This is a genomic window from Streptomyces sp. NBC_01429, from assembly GCF_036231945.1.
Taxonomy (GTDB): Bacteria; Actinomycetota; Actinomycetes; order Streptomycetales; family Streptomycetaceae; genus Streptomyces.
In genome coordinates this window covers 2,200,720-2,219,487 of sequence record NZ_CP109599.1, presented here as the reverse complement: position 1 = coordinate 2,219,487, position 18,768 = coordinate 2,200,720, and the positions used below count along the sequence as shown (strand labels likewise).

General features: G+C 73.1%; 14 protein-coding genes. 9 read left to right on the top strand and 5 right to left on the bottom strand.

The genetic code is table 11. The features are described 5' to 3' along the window. Positions 1-16: 16 nt before the first annotated feature. From OG627_RS09125 to OG627_RS09115, 3 genes are all read right to left on the bottom strand, one after another. Positions 17-1,270 carry a serine hydrolase domain-containing protein gene (locus OG627_RS09125; RefSeq protein WP_329063218.1) on the bottom strand — a complete coding sequence of 418 codons (1,254 nt, stop codon included), beginning with the start codon at positions 1,268-1,270 and terminating at the stop codon, positions 17-19. Positions 1,271-1,426: 156 nt separating this feature from the next. Continuing rightward, positions 1,427-2,071, bottom strand: a complete 645-nt coding sequence (locus tag OG627_RS09120) for a response regulator transcription factor (protein WP_329063217.1) — start codon at positions 2,069-2,071, stop codon at positions 1,427-1,429. A gap of 3 nt (positions 2,072-2,074) precedes the next feature. Then, positions 2,075-3,340: a sensor histidine kinase gene (locus OG627_RS09115; protein WP_329063216.1), complete on the bottom strand. Its 1,266-nt coding sequence runs from the start codon at positions 3,338-3,340 to the stop codon at positions 2,075-2,077. 206 nt (positions 3,341-3,546) lie between these two features. Here OG627_RS09115 and OG627_RS09110 point away from each other — a divergent pair, with 206 nt between their 5' ends. Together OG627_RS09110 and OG627_RS09105 are read left to right on the top strand one after the other, a co-directional pair. Continuing rightward, a complete protein-coding gene (locus tag OG627_RS09110) occupies positions 3,547-4,329 on the top strand; it encodes an ABC transporter ATP-binding protein (RefSeq protein WP_329063214.1) in 783 nt (260 codons plus the stop codon). Then, positions 4,326-6,959, top strand: coding sequence for an ABC transporter permease (locus tag OG627_RS09105; protein WP_329063212.1), 2,634 nt, complete (start codon positions 4,326-4,328; stop codon positions 6,957-6,959). The genes OG627_RS09110 and OG627_RS09105 overlap by 4 nt, the downstream gene beginning before the upstream one ends. 94 nt (positions 6,960-7,053) lie before the next feature. Here the strand turns inward: OG627_RS09105 and OG627_RS09100 are convergent, their stop codons facing one another. Beyond that, the gene (locus OG627_RS09100) at positions 7,054-8,541 is read right to left on the bottom strand and encodes a glycoside hydrolase family 16 protein (RefSeq protein WP_329063210.1); all 1,488 of its coding nucleotides are present in this window, start codon (positions 8,539-8,541) and stop codon (positions 7,054-7,056) included. 311 nt (positions 8,542-8,852) lie between these two features. Between OG627_RS09100 and OG627_RS09095 the strand changes: the two genes are divergently transcribed. The 7 genes from OG627_RS09095 (at position 8,853) to OG627_RS09065 (ending at position 18,061) form a co-directional block, all read left to right on the top strand. Next, positions 8,853-9,617, top strand: a complete 765-nt coding sequence (locus OG627_RS09095; RefSeq protein ID WP_329063207.1) for a DeoR/GlpR family DNA-binding transcription regulator — start codon at positions 8,853-8,855, stop codon at positions 9,615-9,617. Between the two features lie 104 nt (positions 9,618-9,721). Further along, positions 9,722-11,275, top strand: coding sequence for an amino acid permease (locus OG627_RS09090; RefSeq protein WP_329063205.1), 1,554 nt, complete (start codon positions 9,722-9,724; stop codon positions 11,273-11,275). Then, positions 11,272-12,708 carry an FGGY family carbohydrate kinase gene (locus OG627_RS09085; protein WP_329063203.1) on the top strand — a complete coding sequence of 479 codons (1,437 nt, stop codon included), beginning with the start codon at positions 11,272-11,274 and terminating at the stop codon, positions 12,706-12,708. The genes OG627_RS09090 and OG627_RS09085 overlap by 4 nt, the downstream gene beginning before the upstream one ends. Then, positions 12,701-14,266 carry an NAD(P)/FAD-dependent oxidoreductase gene (locus tag OG627_RS09080; RefSeq protein WP_329063201.1) on the top strand — a complete coding sequence of 522 codons (1,566 nt, stop codon included), beginning with the start codon at positions 12,701-12,703 and terminating at the stop codon, positions 14,264-14,266. The genes OG627_RS09085 and OG627_RS09080 overlap by 8 nt, the downstream gene beginning before the upstream one ends. Beyond that, positions 14,263-15,588 carry an NAD(P)/FAD-dependent oxidoreductase gene (locus OG627_RS09075; RefSeq protein WP_329063199.1) on the top strand — a complete coding sequence of 442 codons (1,326 nt, stop codon included), beginning with the start codon at positions 14,263-14,265 and terminating at the stop codon, positions 15,586-15,588. Before OG627_RS09080 ends, OG627_RS09075 begins: the two co-directional genes overlap by 4 nt. Positions 15,589-15,812: 224 nt before the next feature. Then, positions 15,813-15,950, top strand: coding sequence for a hypothetical protein (locus OG627_RS09070; protein ID WP_329063197.1), 138 nt, complete (start codon positions 15,813-15,815; stop codon positions 15,948-15,950). A 224-nt stretch (positions 15,951-16,174) separates the two neighbouring features. Continuing rightward, positions 16,175-18,061: an ABC transporter ATP-binding protein gene (locus OG627_RS09065; protein ID WP_329072521.1), complete on the top strand. Its 1,887-nt coding sequence runs from the start codon at positions 16,175-16,177 to the stop codon at positions 18,059-18,061. Here the strand turns inward: OG627_RS09065 and OG627_RS09060 are convergent. Then, positions 18,025-18,711 carry a DUF2848 domain-containing protein gene (locus tag OG627_RS09060; RefSeq protein WP_329063195.1) on the bottom strand — a complete coding sequence of 229 codons (687 nt, stop codon included), beginning with the start codon at positions 18,709-18,711 and terminating at the stop codon, positions 18,025-18,027. The two genes, OG627_RS09065 and OG627_RS09060, sit on opposite strands and share 37 nt — an antisense overlap. Positions 18,712-18,768 lie beyond the last annotated feature (57 nt).

Genomic DNA, 18,768 nt, shown 5'->3' with positions numbered 1-18,768 from the left:
GCCCCCCGCCCGGCCCTCAGCGGCAGAGCGCCGTGTCCACGGCCTTCTCCATCTCCTCCACCTCGGACAGCTCGGTCGGCAGGACGGTGACCGCGATGTTCACGGAGCGGCCCTTCTCCGTGACCCCGCCCCGGGTCTCGTAGCCGAAGATGTCGCCGCCGTGCCCCCAGTACACGCCCCCGCAGGACAGCGGCTTGCTCATCAGACCGAGGCCGTAGCGCGAACCGGGCGTCGGGTCCTCGGCCGGCACGGTGGTCTTCATCTCGGCGAGCTGCGCGGGCTTGAGCAGCTTGCCGTCGAGCAGCGCGGTGAAGAAGCGGTTCACGTCGCTGTTGGTGGACACCATCGCGCCCGCCGCCCAGCCCCACGACGGGTCCTCCACCGTGGCGTCGACCAGCGGCTCGCCGGGCTTGTCGGCGTGGTAGCCCTTCGGGTGCTTCTCGCGGATCGTCATCTCGCCGACCTGCGGGAAGTACGTGTGCTTCAGCCCGATCCGCTCGACGACCCGCTGGTTGATCACCTCGGCGACCGGCCGTCCCGTGACCTTCTGGATGAGGAGCCCCGCCACGACGTAATTGGTGTTGCTGTACTCCCACTTGGCGCCTGGCGCGAACAACGCCTTGTCCTGGAGGGCCAGATCGAGCAGTTCGCGCGGTTCGGCGTAGCGGTGCCGGAGCGCCGCGAAGTCCCCGGCCATGTGCTGGGTGTAGTTGGGCAGTCCGCTGGTGTGCTGGAGCAGCTGCCGTACGGTGATGTTCCGGCCGTCGATGCCCTCGCCCCTGATCAGGTTCGGCAGATACGTCTCGATCGGCTCGTCGAGGCCGATCTTGCCCTCTCCGACCAGTTGCAGCACCGCGACCGAGGTGAACGTCTTGGTGTTGCTGGCGATGCGCACCTGGCCGTCGGCGGGGACCGGGGTCCTGGCCGCGAGGTCGCCGTATCCGGCGGTGAAGGCGCCCGTACGGCCGTCGCGTTCCCGGGTACCGGCCAGCGCGCCGGGGCGCTTGTCCCCGCTCACGAGCCCGTTCACGATCTTCCGCATCGTCCTGTCGCCGGGCTTCGTGCCGTGATCGGTCGAAGCGGCACCGGCGGTGGTGGTGGTCGCCGTGGCGTACGCGGCGGGCAGCCCCACACCGGCGACCAGCGTGAGGGCTATCAGTGTGGCGGCCCTGCGGCGGGAAGCGCCACGGCGGGCGCCGGGGGCGCCGGGGGCATCGGGGGCGCCGGGGGCATCGGGCGCGGGGGTGGTGGCAGGGGTGTGGTCGGACATGGGAGCACTCCTTGAGGACGGGCCGGACGCTCGTTCACCGGCCGGTCATCAGCATGTTCGAGGCACACCCGGCGCCGTAATCCCGTCAGCTGCCGTATGCGGGGGTGGTGCCAGCTCCACCCCCGCATAGGGCAGCCCCCCCTCACGCCTCACGCCTCACGCCTTCAGATACGCGAGCACCGCCAGCACGCGTCGGTGACCCGCGTCCGTCGTGGGCAGGCCCAGCTTGTTGAAGATGTTGCCGATGTGTTTGTGCACCGCCCCGCTGCTCACGGTGAGCAGACCGGCGATCGTCGCGTTGGAGTGGCCCTCCGCCATCAGCCCCAGCACCTCGCGCTCCCTCGGCGTCAGGCTGAGCAACGGGTCGTCCGCCCTTCGCCGCAGCAGCAGTTGGGCGACGACCTCCGGGTCCATCGCGGTGCCGCCGTCGGCCACCCGGTGCAGCGCGTCGAGGAAGTCGGTGACCTTCCCGACCCGTTCCTTGAGGAGATAGCCCACCCCGCCCGCGCCGTCGGCCAGCAGTTCGGTGGCGTAACTGTCCTCGACGTGCGCCGACAGGACGAGCACCGCGAGCCCCGGCCGGCGCCTGCGCGCCTCGACGGCGGCGCGCAGCCCCTCGTCCCGGAAGGTCGGCGGCATCCGGACGTCCACCACCGCGACGTCCGGGCGGTCCGCCTCGATGGCGGCCAGCAGGTCGGTGGGGTTGTCGACGGCGGAGGTGACCTCCATGCCCTCGGCGCGCAACAGATGGGTGAGGCCCGCTCGCAGCAGGGCGTCGTCCTCGGCGATGACGATGCGCACGGCTCATACTCCTAGGGGGATGTCGGCCCGCAGGACCGTGGGTCCGCCGGGCGGGCTGTGCAGGAGGGTGGTGCCGTCGAAAGCGGCGACGCGGCGCTGGATCCCGACCACTCCGGAGCCCCGCGTCCCGTCGGCGCCGCCGTGGCCGTCGTCGCTGACCTCGACGGTGAGCCGGTCCCGCTCGGTGCGCAGGGACACGGTGATCTGCCGGGCCCCGCTGTGCTTGACGGCGTTGGTGAGCGCCTCGGCCACCACGAAGTAGGCCGCCGCCTCCACGGCGGCGGGCGCCCGGCGCAGCTCCTGGTCCGCCGTCAGGGCGCAGGGGATCGCGCAGTGTGCCGCCAGCGCCGCCACCGCGCCGCGCAGCCCCCGGTCGGTGAGCACGGGCGGGTAGATCTGCCGTACCACCTCGCGCAGTTCGCTGAGCGCGTCGGTGGCCGCGTCCTGCGCGGTGAGGATCATCGGCAGCGCCGACTCGGGGTCGCGGCGCAGCGCCCGCTCCACCATGCCCAGGTGCATGACGACCGCGACGATACGGTTCTGCGTGCCGTCGTGGAGGCTGCGCTCGATCCGGCGCAGCTCGGTGCCGTGCGCTTCGAGCGCGGCGGCCCTGGTCGCGGTGACCTCGGCGAGGCGCTCGACGAGGGTCGGCTTCGGCGGCGCGAGCCGCGCCGCCGAGACCCGCGCGTACCACCGGGCCAGCGGGGGTACGAGGACCGCGCCGAACAGGCCGTATCCGGCGGCCGTCGCCAGCGCGAGGCCCGCGCCGCCCCACGACTCCACCGGCTGGTCCAGCGTGGTGGTCGCCGAGGGGAGGAGCGGCCAGAAAGCGGCGGTCACCAGGTTCTGCACGACACCGGCGGGTGACGCCACCGCCAGCAGCCCGGTCAGCAGGCCGAACGTGGCGTGGAGCGCCAGCCAGCTCACGTCCCGGCGCGTGTCGGGGCTCGCCAGTACGTCCCCGATGTCGTCGCCGCCGACCGGTCGCGGCGCCGGAATCGTCGTGTCCAGGTAACGGCCGGTGCGGCGGCGTTCGAACGCGGCCAGCCTGCGGGCGCCGCGCGCGGTGCGCGGCAGCAGCGGCAGGGTGACGATCGGCGCGATGCTCAGCATCAGCCCGACGAGCAGGAACCACGCGGCCAGGCCGGTGCCCACGCCGACCGCGAGGAACTTCAACTCGCCGAGCCGGGAGTGCGGTCGGGCGCGCAGCCGGGAGTGCGGTCGGGCGCGCAGCCGGGCCTGCGGACGGCCGGGTCTGCGCTCTGTCATTGCGGTCTGCTCCCTGGCCCGTGGCCGAGCCCGTACCGAGGCCCGACGGCCCCGTGGCGGAGCCCGATGGTGGAGCGGACTCCACCATCGATCATGGCATGTACGGGATGGTTCGGGCCAACGCCTCCGGCCTACCTTCACTCCATCGAACCCAGTGGTGCAGTCGTGCGATGGGTGCAGTGGGTGCAGTGGTGAAGGAGCGGATCATGGCGGCAGGGCCGGTACGGGCATCGGGGCGGACGGTGACGGACGCCGCCGCGTCCGGCTTCGCCGTCCGGTTGGAGGCCGCCACCGCGGTCTACGGAACGGGCGCCGCCGCCGTCACCGCCCTGCACGGGGTGACCGCCGGCATCCCGCGCGGCACGTTCACCGGCGTGATGGGCCCCTCCGGCTCCGGCAAGAGCACCTTCCTGCACCTCGCCGCCGGTCTCGACCGGCCCGCCTCCGGCCGGGTGCTGCTCGGGGACACCGATCTGAGCGGGCTGTCGGAGACGGCCCTGACCGAGCTGCGACGCGAACGGATCGGCTTCGTCTTCCAGGCGTACAACCTGATCCCCGCGCTCAGCGTCCGCGACAACATCACCCTGCCGCTGCGCTTCGCGCGGCGGCCCGTCGACCCGGCGTGGCTGGCCCGGATCGTGAACGAGGTCGGGATCGACGGACTGCTGGCGCGGCGCCCCGGCCAGCTGTCCGGCGGCCAGCAGCAGCGGGTGGCGATCGCCCGCGCCCTGGTGACCAGGCCCGACGTGGTCTTCGCCGACGAACCGACGGGCGCGCTCGACACCGGGACCGGCGCCCAGGTGCTGGGGCTGCTGCGGGGGCTGGTCGACTCGCTGGGCCAGACCGTCGTGATGGTCACCCACGATCCGGTCGCCGCGTCCTACGCCCACTTCGTGATGTTCCTCGCCGACGGCCGGTTCGTCGACCAGCTCTACGAACCGACGGCGGAGTCGGTGGCCGCGCGGATGACCGGGCTGGGGGAGCGATGAGCGGCCTGTCCTTCGCCGTGCGGTCGATCCGGGCCCGCCGGGCCGAGTTCGTCGCGTCGTTCCTCGCGGTGCTCGGCGGCGCCATCCTGGTGACCGCCTGCGGGGTGCTGCTGGAGTCGGGCCTCTTCGCCGGGATCGCGCCCCAGCGCTACGGGACCGTCCCCGTCGTGGTCGGCGCCCGGCAGTCGGTCACCGCGCCGGAGGACGACGGCCCGGACGCCGTCGAGCCGCTGCCCGAGCGGGCCATGCTCCCCGCCGGGCTGGTCGGGAAGATCGCCGCCACCCCCGGCGTCCGCGGCGCCGTCGGCGAGGTCAGCTTCCCGGCGACGATCGTCACGGACGACGGCACGGTGCTGAGCGCACCCGGCGACGGGCAGACGCTGGGCCACGGCTGGGGTTCGGCGCGGCTGACGCCGTTCGCGCTGCGCTCGGGCCGGGCCCCGCGCCTCCCCGACGAGATCGTGCTCGACGCGGAGACCGCCGCGCGGGCGGGCGCCGATGTGGGGGCCCGGATACGGATCGCGACGGCCGAGGGCTCCGTACCGTACCGGGTCGTCGGTGTGGCGGCCCCGCCGGACGGCGCCGGACTGCCGCGTCAGAGCGCGCTGTTCTTCACCGACGCGCGGGCCGGCGAACTGTCCGGGCACCCCCGCGCGTTCGCGGCCATCGGCGTCTTCACCGACCCCGGCGTGGAGACCGGCGGCGCGGAGGGGCTGATCGGACTCGTGCGCTCGCTGAACGCGTCCGACACCGCCGTCACCCGGATCGAACGCACCCTCGCTGACCAGGGGTACGGGGAGCGCGCGGTGGTACGGGCCGGCGACGCGCGCGGCGAGGTCGAGTTCCTCGGCGCGGCGCGGTCGCGCACCGTGCTGTCGGTGGTGTCCGGTTCGTTCTCCGGCTTCGTGCTGATGATCGTCGTGCTGGTGGTGGCGGGCACACTGTCGCTGATGGTGCATCAGCGGCGGCGTGAGATCGCCCTGTTGCGCGCCGTGGCGGCCACCTCGCGCCAGGTGCACCGGATGCTCGCCACCGAGACCCTGCTGGTGTCGGGCGCGGCCGCGCTGCTCGGTGTCGGGCCCGGCTATCTCGCCGCGCGGCTGCTGCGGGACGGATTCGCCCGGATCGGTGTGATCGAGGAGGGCTTCGCGCTCTCCGTCGGCCCGGTGCCCGGGGTGGTCGCGGTGCTGCTGTGCCTGGGCGCCGCCCGGCTCGCGGTGTGGGCGGCGGCCAGGCGCCAGGTGCGGGTGCGCCCGGTGGAGGCGCTGCGGGAGTCTGCGGTGGAGACGCCGGAGCTGGGGCGCGGCCGGATCATCGGCGGCTACGTGCTGCTGGGCCTGGCGCTGATCGCCGTGGCGGCCCTGCCGTTCCTGCCGCCGAACCTCGCCGTGGTGCCCGCCGGGCTCTCCTCGATGCTCGCCCTGATCGGTGTCGCGATGCTCGGCCCCCGGCTGATGGCCGCGCTCACCCGTCTCGGCGGCGCGCTGCTGCCGCGCGGCGCCGCGGGCTTCCTCGCGGCGGCCAACAGCCGCGCCGGTGCGCGGCGGCTGGCGGCGGCCGTCACCCCGCTCGTGCTGACGATCGGCTTCGCGACCAGCCAGTTCTACAGCCAGACCACCCTGGCCGAGGCGACGCGGTACCAGGCCCGCGCGGCGACGGTCGCCGACTTCGTGGTCGCCGGGGCGGGCGGCGGCGTCGCGCCCGGGGTCGCCGGGGCCGCCCGCGAGGTGCCCGGTGTCACGGCGGCGACCCCGCTGGTCGCCACCGAGGTCGTCGCCGTCGGGCGGACCCTCCTCGGTGAACCGCTCTCGCGGTCCGCCGCCTACGGCATCGACGCCACCGGACTCGACGGAACACTCGAACTGCCCGTCGCCTCAGGCCGGTTGGGTGATCTGCGCGGCGACACCGTCGCGCTCAGCGAGACCGAGGCGCGCTACCTCGGCAAGCGGGTCGGCGACCGCGTCGCGCTCGTCCTGGGCGACGGGACCCGCGCGAAGCCCCGCGTCGTCGCCGTGTACCGCCCCAACCTGGGCTTCGGCGATGTGCTGCTGCCCGCGACCACGGTGCTGCCGCACACCACCGACCGGCTCGCCGACGTCGTACTCGTCGCCCTGGCACCCGGCGCGGACCGCGCGGCTGTCGCCACCGGGCTGGGCGCGCTGGAGCGGCACTACCCGGGGCTGGCCGTCGGCGACCGCGCCTCGCTGCTCGTCGCGCAGGACCACGAGGTGGAGGCCAACGCCTGGCTGAACCGGCTGCTGCTCGGGGTGCTGCTGGGGTACGTGGCGCTGTCGGTGGCCACCACCCTCGTCACCGTCACCACCGGCCGGGCCCGCGAACTCGCGCTGCTGCGCCTGGTGGGCGGCACCCGCCGCCAGGTCGCCCGGATGCTGGCCATCGAGACGGCGCTCCTGTCGGGCATCGCGGTGGCGCTCGGCACGCTGGTGGCCGCCGTACCGCTGGTGGTACTGGCCCTGTCCCTCACCGGCACGCCGCTGCCGTCCGGGCCGCCGTGGGTGTTCGCCGCCATCGTGGCGGCGGCCGTGCTGACGGCCGTGCTGTCGATCCGTGTCCCGGCGCGCGGGGTGCTGCGGGCCCGGCCCCTGGAGGCGATGCGGTCGCGGGAGTGACGTGCCCCGCCCTCCCGCCGAGCCGTACGTGGCGTGTGTCCCGCGCGCCACGTACGGCTCTCGCGCGTCCGGCCCGGGCCGGCGGCCCGCGCGGTCAGCCGAACGGGACGCGCACTACCGACTGGTTGCCGACGCCCAGCGTGCCGGCGCCGCCGCCGATGGCGTTCCAGACCTCGATCCGCACCTTGCCGTTGACCAGGTCGCCGTGTGAACCGGTGGACGACTTCAGGCCCTTGGCCTGGGTGTAGTGCTCGTAACCGGGCACGGGATCGGTGGCGAAGTACTGGTACGTCTCCGTACGGTCCCAGACGCCGTCGCCCGTACGGTCGTAACTCACCCTGACCTGAGGGCCGTTGCCGATGGTCGTGCCCGCGTCCACGAACAGGTCGAACTGGGTGGAGCCGCCGTTGTACGTCCGGGTGATCCCGCTCGACGTGAAGACCTGCGGGTTGTTCGGCGTCCCGTCGTAGTTGGCGCCGCCCGCCGAGGCGACGGTGACGCTCGCCGCCGAGCCGGTGGAGTCGCCGAGCGCTGCGCCCGGCCGCGCGTACAGGGTCGAGGAGCCCGCCGGGGGCGGGTCGGTGGTGCCCGCGCCGCCGCCACGCGTCCAGACCGCCACGTAGTCGACGAGCATGGGACGGCCGGGGACGGTCGCGGCGGTCGGGGTGGAGCCGCCCAGCGCGTCCGGGAACGCGCCGCCGATCGCCACGTTGAGGAGGATGAAGTACCCCGCGTGGTCGGTCATGTTGGTCCACGACGCGGCGTCCATCTGGTTCTGCCGGACAGTGTGGAAGAGCTGGTCGTCCACGTACCAGCGCAGCTCGTTGGGGGTGACCGAGCGGTCCCACTCGAACCGGTAGGTGTGGAAGGCGGACTGGCAGCTCGCCCCGGGGCAGGCGCGGCTGGCGGCGATGCCCGTGGTCTCGTTGCACGGGCCGCCCGGGTTCACGCCGCAGTGCAGCACGCCCCAGACGGAGTTGAGCCCGTTGACGTTCTCCATGATGTCGAACTCGCCGATGCCCGGCCAGTTCCAGTAGTTGCCCCGGTACGGCGAGCCCAGTGCCCAGAAGGCGGGCCAGTAGCCGGACGCGGCGGCGCCGGTCACGTTCGGCATCTGGATACGGCTCTCGATGCGCAGGGTGCCGCCCGCCGGGGCCTTGAAGTCGGAGCGCTTGGTCTCGATCCGGCCCGAGGTCCAGTTGCCCGCGCCGTCCCTGAGCGGGGTGATCCGCAGATTGCCGTTGCCGTCGAGGCTGAGGTTGTCGGGGCTCGCGGTGTAGTTCTGGATCTCGCCCGTACCCCAGTTGCCGGGCCCGCCGGGGTATCCGTGGCCGGTGTCCGTCTGCCAGTTGGCGGAGTTGGGCAGGGCGCGGTTCGCCCCGTCGAAGTCGTCGCTCCACTGGAGATTCCAGCCGGGCGCGGGCGGGATGGCGCCCTGCGCGGTACCGGCGCCGCTCAGCCCGACGAACCCGGCGAGGGCCACGGTCAGGGCGAGGGCCGCCGCGAGCAAGGGGGTGCGGGCGGTACGTGGGGCGCGGGGGACGCGGGCGGTGCGCGGGTGTCTGGTGCGGCTCGTTCTCAAGGAAACACCTCCGGTGTGGAGCGGATGGTGCCGAGGGAAGCTGGTGCCGAGGGGAAAGCTGGGTGCCGAGGGGGAAGTGGTGCCGGGGGGAAATCGACAGCGCGCGATGAGAGCGCTCTCATCATTCTTGTAGCGGGGCCGCGCGAGGTCGTCAATGGCCGCAGGGCGGCCCGTCCGTACGGCGGCGGCGACCCGCGAGATTAATTCATGGTTACGACGTTTCGCGCCGCTCGCAGGACTCTTGACGCGCCTGGAGCGAACATCCACACTCCTCCTCATGAACGGTCAACAATCCACAGAACCGGGCGCCGATGCTCCCCGCTGAACGCCATCGCCGTATCTGTGAGGCGTTGCGCGCGCAGCGGATCGTATCGACCGAGGACTTCTCCCGCATGCTCGACGTCTCCGCCGAGACCGTCCGCCGTGACCTGGTCACCCTGGAACGGCGCGGGCTGCTGGTACGGGTCCACGGCGGCGCGACCAACAACGCGGGCGGCTTCGGCGAGGAGGCACCGTTCGACGAGCGCTCCGGGATGGACCGGGGCGCGAAGGTGGCCATCGGGGTCGCCGCGGCGGCGCTGGTGCGTCCCGGCCAGACCGTGGTGATCGACGTCGGTACGACGGCGGTGGAGGTGGCCCGAGCCCTTCCGCCGGACTACCGGGGCACCGTCGCCACCTGCTCCCTGCTGGTCGCCGCCGAGCTGGCGGGCCGGCCCAACGTCGAAGTCCTAGTCAGCGGCGGCCGGTTGCGCGCCGGTGACCTGGTCTGCTCCAACGCGCAGACCATGGCCTTCTTCGCGGATCTCCGCTCCGACGTCGCGTTCCTCGGCTCCGGGGGAGTGGACGCCTCGGCGGGACTGACCGATTTCCATCTGGACGAGGTGGCCACCCGGCGGCTGATCCTCGCCAACACCGTCCGTTCCTACATCCTCGCGGACGCCAGCAAGTTCGGCCGGGTCGCCCCGCACCGCGTGTGCGGCCTGGAGGAGGTCGACGGGCTGATCACCGATGCCCGGCCGTCCCCGACGCTGGAGTCGGGCGTGGAACGCTCCGGCGGCATCGTCGTCGTCGCGTAGCGCCGGGCGGAGCGGACTCCGCCCGGCGCGCCAGTGGTCAGGTGGCGCGGCAACGCCACCCGGCCATGATCGAAATCCCACCTTTCACCGCATAGGAGTCGATCGTGACCCAGTCTTCCACACCGTCGGAAAATACGACGGTTTACCCATCTGAATCCGACATACCCGCTAGAAAGGGGCCAGGGGTCGCGGAGGGTCCCGGCGCGGAGACCCCCGGCGCCGACGCCGAGGCCCCCGCCACGGGCTACAAGCCCCAGTTCGCCCGCACGCTCAGCCGCTTCGAGTCGTTCGCGGTCGCGTTCTCCTTCATCTCCATCACCACCGGCCTGTTCACCACCTACGGCACCGTTCTCGGCTCGGCCGGTCCCGCCGGGATCTGGACCTGGCCGCTGGTCACCCTCGGCACGGTCCTCGTCGCCCTCGTGTACGGCATGCTCGCCAGCCGCATCCCGATCTCCGGCTACAGCTACCAGTGGGCCAGCCGGCTGGCCTCGCCCGTACTCGGCTGGTGGTTCGGCTGGGTCTCCTTCGCCTTCCTCGCGATCGTCGTGGTCGCCGTCGACTACGGGCTGACCCAGGTCGCGCTCTTCCCGCTGCTCGACATCACGTACACCGCGACCGGCGGCGCCATCGGCACCGTCATCGTGCTGCTCCTCCAGATGTCCCTGATCATCTGGTCCACCCCCATCACCACCAAGATCAACAACCTGGCGGTGGGTGCCGAGGTCATCGCGATGATCGGCCTGACCGTCCTGATCGCGGGCGCCGTCCTCTTCTTCGGCAAGGGCGACTGGAGCAACCTCGGTTCCTACGGCACGATCTCGGCGGACGGGTACTACGGATTCCTCGGCCCGTTCATGCTCTCCGCGCTGCTCGGCGCCTTCACCCTCGTCGGCTGGGAGTCGGCGGCCAACCTCGCCGAGGAGACGCACAACCCCAAGAAGGTCGTCCCGCAGGCCATGGTCCGCGCGATCCTGCTCAGCGGCGGCATCGGGATGCTCTTCCTCATCGTGATCACGGCGGGCGCCGGTGACAACGTCGCGGCGCTCACCTCCGACTCGGCCCCCGTCGCCTCCATCATCGAGTCGACCGTGGGCAGCGCCGTCGCCACGGCCATGCTGGTCGTCGTGTGCATCGCCATCTTCGCCTGCGGTCTCGTCATCATGGTCAGCAACAGCCGCCTCGTGCACTCCATGGCCCGTGACGGGCGTCTGCCGTTCTCCGAGACGCTGAGCAAGGTCCCGCGCCCCACCGGCGGCCCGACCTTCGCCACCCTGACCGTCGCCCTGGCCTCCATCGCGATCGTCACCGTCTTCGCGGGCAACGAGGACGCGCTGCCGCAGCTGCTGGGCGCGGGCACGCTGATGCCGGCCATCCTGTACGCGGGCACGGTGGCCCTCTTCATCGCCACCCGCCGCAAGTACACCCCGGCCGCCGACGACTTCCAGCTCGGCAAGTGGGAGAAGCCGGTGGTCGTCGGAGCGGTGCTCTGGCTCGTCACGGAGCTGTGCATCTTCATGATCCCCTCGGACTTCCGGGGCGCCCAGCAGTACGCCCTCGCCACCCTGGTCGTCGGCGGTCTGCTCTTCGCGGTCGTCTGGTTCACCCGCAAGGAGCAGCTCCTGACCCAGCCCAGCCTGGAAGCCGAGGAGCTGTGACCGTCCTCGCCATCGACCAGGGCACCTCGGGGACCAAGGCCCTGGTCGTCGACCCGGTGGACGGGGTGGTCGCCGTCGCGGAGGTGCCCGTCACCCCCGTCTACCTGCCGGGCGGCGGGGTCGAACAGGACCCCGAGCAGCTGCTGGCCTCCGTCCTGGAGGCCGGCCGGCAGGCCCTCGCCCGGGCCGGGGGCAGGGCCGTCCAGGCGGTGGCGCTCGCCAACCAGGGCGAGACGGTCCTCGCCTGGGACCGGCGCACCGGTCGGCCGCTCTCACCGGCGATCGTCTGGCAGGACCGCAGGTCGGAGCCGCTCTGTACGGCCCTCGCCGACGACAAGGCATGGGTCGCCGAGCGGACCGGGCTGGTCCTCGACCCGTACTTCTCGGCGCCCAAGATGGCCTGGCTGCGGGAGAACGTCACCAGGGAAGGCGTGGTCACCACCACGGACACCTGGCTCGTCCAGCAGCTGACCGGGGCCTTCGTCACCGACGCGTCCACCGCCAGCCGTTCGCTGCTGCTGGCCATCGACTCCGTCGAGTGGGACCCGGAGCTGACCGCGCTGTTCGGACTCGACGGCGAGGAGCTGCCCCGGATCGTCGGCTGCGACGAGATCGTCGGCACCACCACGGCGTTCGGCGGGGTCCTGCCGGTCGCCGGGCTGGTGGTGGACCAGCAGGCGGCGCTGCTCGCGGAGGGCTGCCTCACCCCGTCCACCGCCAAGTGCACCTTCGGTACGGGGGCGTTCCTGCTCGCCAACACCGGTGACAAGGCGCTGCGTTCGACGTCGGGACTCACCTCGTCGGTGGCGTGGCGGGCGCGCGGCGAGACCCCGTACTGCGTGGACGGCCAGGTGTACACGGCCGCCTCCGCGGTGCGCTGGCTCCAGGACCTGGGCTTCGTGGACACCGCGGCCGACCTGGACCGTACGGCCGCGAGCGATCCGGAGGGCGTGCTCTTCGTCCCGGCCCTGGCCGGGCTCGCGGCGCCCTGGTGGCGTCCTGACGCCACGGCGGCGCTCACCGGGATGACGCTCTCCACCCGCCGCGAGCACCTGGTGCTGGCGGTGCTCCAGGGCATCGCCGCCCAGGTCGCCGAACTCGCCTCCCTGGTCGCGGCCGACTTCGGCGCCCCGCTCACCCGGCTGCGCGCGGACGGCGGGCTCACCAGGAGCCGGGTGCTGATGCAGGCGCAGGCCGACCTGGCGCAGCTGCCGGTGGACGTCTACCCGTCGCAGCACGCCACCGCGCTCGGCGCCGCCGCCCTGGGCCGGCTCGCGATCGAGCCGGAACTCACCCTGGAACAGGCGGTACCGGCGTGGACGCCCGGCATCACCTTCGAACCGCTCTGGTCCGAAGACCGGGCGCAGGACCACCGTGCCCGCTGGCGGGCGGCGGTGGACGCCACACTCCCGCAGGAGGAGCCGCATGACTGACCACAGCCCGCCCACCGGCCCCGTCGCCCGGGAGGAGGTGACCGGGCGGCCGCACGCGCACGAACGGGAGAACGCGGACGCGTACGGGAAGGTGTACGACGTGGCCGTGATCGGCGCCGGGGTCGTGGGCTCGGCGATCGCCAGGGACCTGTCGGGACACGACCTGTCCGTGGTGCTCCTCGACGCCCGCGACGACGTCGGGGACGGCACCAGCAAGGCCAACACCGCCATCCTGCACACCGGATTCGACGCCAAGCCCGGCACCCTCGAATCCCGGCTGGTCCGGCGGGGGTACGAGCTGCTCTCCGGGTACGCCGAGGAGACCGGCATCCCGGTCGAGCGCACCGGCGCGCTCCTCGTCGCCTGGAACCAGGAGGAGCTGGACGCCCTCCCCGGGCTGCGCGACAAGGCCGTGGCCAACGGGTACGAGCACTGCGAACCCGTCACCGCCGACGAGGTCTACCGGCAGGTCCCGGCGCTCGGACCCGGCGCGCTCGGCGGCCTCACCGTCCCCGACGAGTCGATCATCTGCACCTGGACCACCACCCTCGCCCTGGCCACCGACGCCAGGGCGAGGGGGGCCACGCTGCTCCTCGGCCACCGGGTGGAAGGCGTCGAACGCGGGGAAGGTGCCGGGCAGGTGGACGGTGCCGAGCAGGTGGACGGGGCCGAGCGGGGCGCCGGGGCCACCACCCTGCGCACCCCGCACGGCCCGGTCACCGCCCGGTGGGTCGTCAACGCGGCCGGTCTGGGCGCCGATGTGCTGGACGGCCTCTTCGGCCACGAGCGCTTCACCGTCACCCCGCGCCGGGGCGAACTGCTCGTCTACGACAAGCTGGCCCGGCCGCTCGCGGACCGAATCGTCCTGCCGGTGCCCAGTTCGCGCGGCAAGGGTGTGCTGATCAGCCCCACCATCTACGGGAACGTGATGCTCGGCCCCACCGCCGAGGACCTCACCGACCGTACGGACACGGGCACTTCGGAGTCCGGCTTCGACTTCCTCCTCGACAAGGGCGGGCGGCTGATGCCCACGCTGCTGGAGGAGGAGGTCACCGCCTCGTACGCGGGGCTGCGCGCCGCCATCGACCACGGCGACTATCTGATCGAGCCCTCGGCCGACCAGGGCTATCTGCTCGTCGGCGGCATCCGCTCCACCGGACTCACCGCGTCGCTCGCGATCGCCGAGCACGTACGGGGCGTCCTCGCCGAGGCGGGACTCAAGCTGGAGCCGCGCCTCGACCTGCCCACGCCGCCGCACATGCCCAACCTGGGCGAGGCGTTCGTCAGGCCGTACCAGGACGCGGCCCTGATCGCCGAGGACAGCGCCTACGGGCGCGTCGTCTGCTTCTGCGAGCGGGTGACCGAGGGCGAGATCCGCGACGCGTACCTCTCGCCGCTGCCGCCCGCCGGACTCGACGGGCTGCGCCGCCGCACCCGCGCGATGAACGGGCGCTGCCAGGGCTTCTACTGCGGGGCCCGGGTCGACGCCCTGGTGGCCACCAAGGGCGGCACCTGCCCGGCGGACAAGGGCGGCACCTGTCAGGAGGCAGCCGAATGAGCACGTCGCACACCCCCGGGGCCGCCGACTACGCGGCGCTCGCCGCTGAGCTGGCCGTGACGGCCGCCGAGGCGTCCGCCCCCGAACTGCTCGCGCCCGACGTCGTGATCGTCGGCGCCGGACCCGCCGGGCTCACCGCCGCCGCCGAACTCGCGCCGTGGCTCAGCGCGGGCCGCGTCCTGGTCCTCGACCGGGAACCGGCGGCGGGCGGCATCCCCCGCCACAGCGACCACACCGGTTACGGAATCCGCGACCTCAAGCGGGTGGTCACCGGCCCCGCGTACGCCCGTACGCTCGTGGACAAGGCGCTCGCCGCCGGCGCCGACATCCGTACCGAGGCCACCGTCACCGGCTGGTCCGGCGACCGGTCGCTCGACGTCACCACTCCGGACGGCCGGCTGCGCGTCGACGCCCGCGCGGTGATCCTCGCCACCGGCGCCAGGGAACGCCCCCGCTCCGCCCGGCTCATCCCCGGCGACCGGCCCTCCGGCGTGTACACGACGGGGCAGTTGCAGAACCTCGTCCACCTCCACCACCAGGAGGTCGGCCGGCGGGCCGTCGTCGTCGGCGCCGAGCTGGTCAGCTGGTCGGCCGTGCTCACCCTGCGCGAGGCGGGGTGCCGGACGGTGCTCATGACGACCGAGCACGAGACCCCCGACGCGTACGCGGCGTTCCACCTGCCGGGCCGCGCCCTGCTGGGCGGACCGCTGGCGACCGGGACGAGGATCACCCGGATCATCGGCCGCGGCAGGCTGCGGGCCGTGGAGGTGGAGGAGACCGCCACCGGGCTGCGGCGCACCGTCGAGTGCGACACGCTGATCCTGACCGGTGACTGGATCCCGGACCACGAACTGGTCCGGGCGGCCGGGCTCGACCTCGACCCGGGGACGAAGGGGCCGCTGGTGGACACCGCGCTGCGGACCAGCCGCCCGGGGGTCTTCGCCGCCGGGAATCTGCTGCACGCGGTGGACACGGCCGATATCGCCGCACTGGACGGGCGGCACGTCGCGCGCCAGGTACGGCTGTGGCTGGACGGGCACGAGGCGCACGGGACCGCCGTACCGATCGTCGCCGACGCCCCGTTCCGCTGGGTGGCCCCCGGGCTGCTGCGGGTCGGCGATCCCGCGCCGCCGCGCGGCCGGCTGCTGCTCTGGACGGACCGGCTGGTGCGCGCGCCCAGGGTGACGGTGCGCCAGGGGTCCCGGACGCTCAACCGCAGGGCGGTGCCGTGGCCGGCCGCTCCCGGGCGGGTGTTCCGGGTGCCGTGGAACGTGCTGCGCGATGTCGATCCGAAGGGCGGGCCGGTCCGTATCGGTCTGTGAGGACGGATCGCGCGAGAAAGGGGAGAGGAGCCGGCGGCCGTGGCCGCCGGCTCCTCTTTCCGTTTCCGGACAGCGAATTCACAGCGCATTTCCATTTCCCGCCAAGAAAGCGCGCCTAGTGTCTTATTCATCGAAGCCGAACGGAAACGGCTCCGACCGGGAAATAAATCAAGAAGCGATAAGTAAGAGTCGCATCAATAAATTCCAGCAACAGGGAGAACACCATGAGCCTGCGCCACATCACCCCGCTGAAGCCCGCCGCCAAGAAGGGCCACCGCGAGCAGGAGGCCCCGGCGAAGAAGCAGGCCCCCGCGAAGAAGTCGCAGCGGCAGCCCTCGCACCGCCGCCCGATCGGCGGCTGAACCGCACGGCACGGGAGCGGTATTCGACGCTGCTGACACAGGGATACCGGCGACATCATGGCGGGTTCGCGGCATCGCGCCGCGGACCCGCCCGCCGCTGGGACGGACGAGGAGCGAGGAGAGTGGGGAGCGCGGTGACGCCGTACCAGGAAGGGCCGAGCGTGCCGCCGCGGCGGTACGGGACCGGCGGTGGCCGCCACCGCAAGGCGGCCGGACCGGCAGCCATGACCACACCCGCGCCGGACCACGCCCCGGACCCCGAGCCCGAGTCCGCGCCGCCCGCCGATTCACGGCCCGGCGGCCCCGGGCTCTCCGCCCGTGCCGCCTTCGCCCGCTTCTGGCCGCTGACCAGAGGCGACCGCCGCTGGCTCGCGCTGATCTGCGGCTGCGTGATCGTCGCCGCGCTCACCGAGACCGCCGCGATCCTCCTCTTCGCCGACCTCACCGACAACGCCCTCCAGCAGGGCTCCCTCGACGCGTTCTGGTCGCCCGCCGGGCAGTGGCTCGCCGTGGCGGTCTTCGGCGCGGGCGTCGCGTACACCGGCAACTCGCTCGCCGCCTGGACGGCGGAGCGCTTCGTCCTGCGGCTGCGCGCCCGCGTCTTCGGCCATGTCCAGGATCTGCCCCCGGACTTCTTCGCCCGCCATCGCACCGGTGACCTGGTCGAACGGCTCACCGGCGATATCGAGGCCGTCGAGCGGATGGTGGTGTCGGGAGTCGTCGGCACCGTCTCGGCCGTCTTCGGCACGCTCTTCTTCTCCGCCGCCGCCTTCTGGCTCCGCTGGGATCTGGCGCTGGCCGCGTTCGTCCTCGCGCCGCTGTTCTGGCTGGCGGCCAAGGGCTTCTCGGGCCGGATCAAGGCGGTCGCCCGCCAGGAACGGGCCGCCGACGGCGCGATCACCTCCGTCGTCGAGGAGTCGCTCGGCCATGTCGTCCTCACCCAGGCGTACCACCGCAAGGCGGCCGAGGAGAAGCGCCTGCACCGCGAGGCGCGCGCCTGGATGCGCGCGTCCGTGACCGGCGCGCGGATGAGTGAGCGCTACGAGCAGCTCGTCGAGGTCATCGAGACTGTGTGCGTCCTCGCCGTCATCGGGATCGGCGCATGGGAGATCTCCCGGGGCCGGATGACCATCGGCCAGCTCCTCGCCTTCGCCGCGTTCCTCGGCTACCTCTACCCGCCCGTCAGAAACCTCGGACAGCTCGGCCTCACCCTCACCGCCGCGACCGCCGGCGCGGAACGGCTGCTCGACATCCTCGACGCCGAACCCGCCGTCACCGACCCGCCGCCCGGCCGGGCCGCAGCGCCCTGGCCGGTACGGGGCGTCGTGGAGTTCGACCGGGTCGGCTTCCGCTACCCCGGGGCTGCGGCGCGGACCCTCGACGGGATCACGTTCACGCTCTACCCGGGAGAGTTCACGCTGATCACCGGTGCCAGCGGCGCCGGCAAGTCGACCGTCTCCGGGCTGCTCCCGCGCTTCTACGACCCGGAGGAGGGGACGGTACGGCTCGACGGCGTCCCGCTGCCCGCGCTGCCTCTCGCGTTCCTGCGCGAGAACGTCACCCTGCTGCCGCAGGAGACGCTCATCCTGCACGACACGATCCGCGAGAACATCGCCTGCGGGCGGCAGGGCGCCACCGACGAGGAGATCGTCGGCGCGGCCCGGGCCGCCGCCGCCCACGAGTTCGTCGTGGCGCTCCCCGACGGTTACGACACCCCGATCGACCCGCACACCGCCCGGCTCTCCGGCGGCCAGTCGCAGCGCCTCGCGATCGCCCGCGCGATGCTGCGCGACGCGCCCGTACTCGTCCTGGACGAACCCACCACCGGCCTGGACGCCCTCGCCGCGCGCCGTGTCATGGGCCCGCTGCGCCGGCTGATGGCGGGCCGTACGACCCTCATGATCACGCACGATCTGGGGCTCGCCCCGGACGCGGACCGGATCCTCGTCCTGGACGAGGGCCGGATCGTCGAATCCGGCACGCACCACGAACTCCTCGCCGCCGACGGCGCCTACACCCGTCTGTACCGGGCGCGCGGCCGGTACGAGCCGCCCGGCCCGGCCACCGGCCCGGCTCAGCCGATCGGCACGGGCATCCGCACCACGTCGTAGGCGAGGCCGATCGTGTCCCCGGTGGCCGGATCGGCCAGCTCCACCCGCCACCGGTCGGCGAACTGGTCGACGCCCTCCACCATCGGGATCGTGCCGGAGATCAGCACCGTCCCCGGCACCAGGTCGCCGCGCTCCCGCAGCACCTCGGCCCAGTACGCCGGGGTCAGCAGCTCCGCCAGCGTGCCGTCCTGGATGACGCTCTCCTCGCCGTCCCGGCCCACCCAGGCCCGCAGCGTCAGCCCGTCCAGCCGGTCCTGCACATCGGCCAGGAGCCAGGCCCGCCGGGCCAGCACATCCGGGCTCGCGTTCTTGCTCCACGCCACCCCGTGCACCTCCAGCTCGCGATCGGTGTGGTCGCAGGCCGCCGTCAGGAGCAGCTCCCCCGTACCGTCCACCACCAGGGCCCATTCGGCCTCGCCCGAGGTGCGCCCGTGCTGCACGCTGACCCGGTCCGTGTGCTGGGCGAGGTACGGCGACACGGGGTAGAGCGCGGGCGTCACGGAGGGCGCGGGCACCCCCAGTTCGGCCAGCTCGGCGACGTGCGCGGCCACATCGTCCTGGCTGCGTCCCGCGTAGCCCGCGTTGAGCACCTGGACGACATCGACGGACCTGGTGGTGCCGTCGGGAAGTTCGAAGGTCAGCTGCGCCATGGGTTTCTCCACATCGGTCGCGGTATCGGCGAGGTTCACACCGACCGGCACACGGGG

What these genes read in the sequence shown, in the direction of transcription:
- OG627_RS09125 (WP_329063218.1), bottom strand. Translation starts at nt 1,270, where the DNA reads ATGTCCGACCACACCCCTGCCACCACCCCCGCGCCCGATGCCCCCGGC.
- OG627_RS09115 (WP_329063216.1), bottom strand. Translation starts at nt 3,340, where the DNA reads ATGACAGAGCGCAGACCCGGCCGTCCGCAGGCCCGGCTGCGCGCCCGA.
- OG627_RS09110 (WP_329063214.1), top strand. Translation starts at nt 3,547, where the DNA reads ATGGCGGCAGGGCCGGTACGGGCATCGGGGCGGACGGTGACGGACGCC.
- OG627_RS09105 (WP_329063212.1), top strand. Translation starts at nt 4,326, where the DNA reads ATGAGCGGCCTGTCCTTCGCCGTGCGGTCGATCCGGGCCCGCCGGGCC.
- OG627_RS09095 (WP_329063207.1), top strand. Translation starts at nt 8,853, where the DNA reads ATGCTCCCCGCTGAACGCCATCGCCGTATCTGTGAGGCGTTGCGCGCG.
- OG627_RS09080 (WP_329063201.1), top strand. Translation starts at nt 12,701, where the DNA reads ATGACTGACCACAGCCCGCCCACCGGCCCCGTCGCCCGGGAGGAGGTG.
- OG627_RS09075 (WP_329063199.1), top strand. Translation starts at nt 14,263, where the DNA reads ATGAGCACGTCGCACACCCCCGGGGCCGCCGACTACGCGGCGCTCGCC.
- OG627_RS09070 (WP_329063197.1), top strand. Translation starts at nt 15,813, where the DNA reads ATGAGCCTGCGCCACATCACCCCGCTGAAGCCCGCCGCCAAGAAGGGC.
- OG627_RS09065 (WP_329072521.1), top strand. Translation starts at nt 16,175, where the DNA reads ATGACCACACCCGCGCCGGACCACGCCCCGGACCCCGAGCCCGAGTCC.
- OG627_RS09060 (WP_329063195.1), bottom strand. Translation starts at nt 18,711, where the DNA reads ATGGCGCAGCTGACCTTCGAACTTCCCGACGGCACCACCAGGTCCGTC.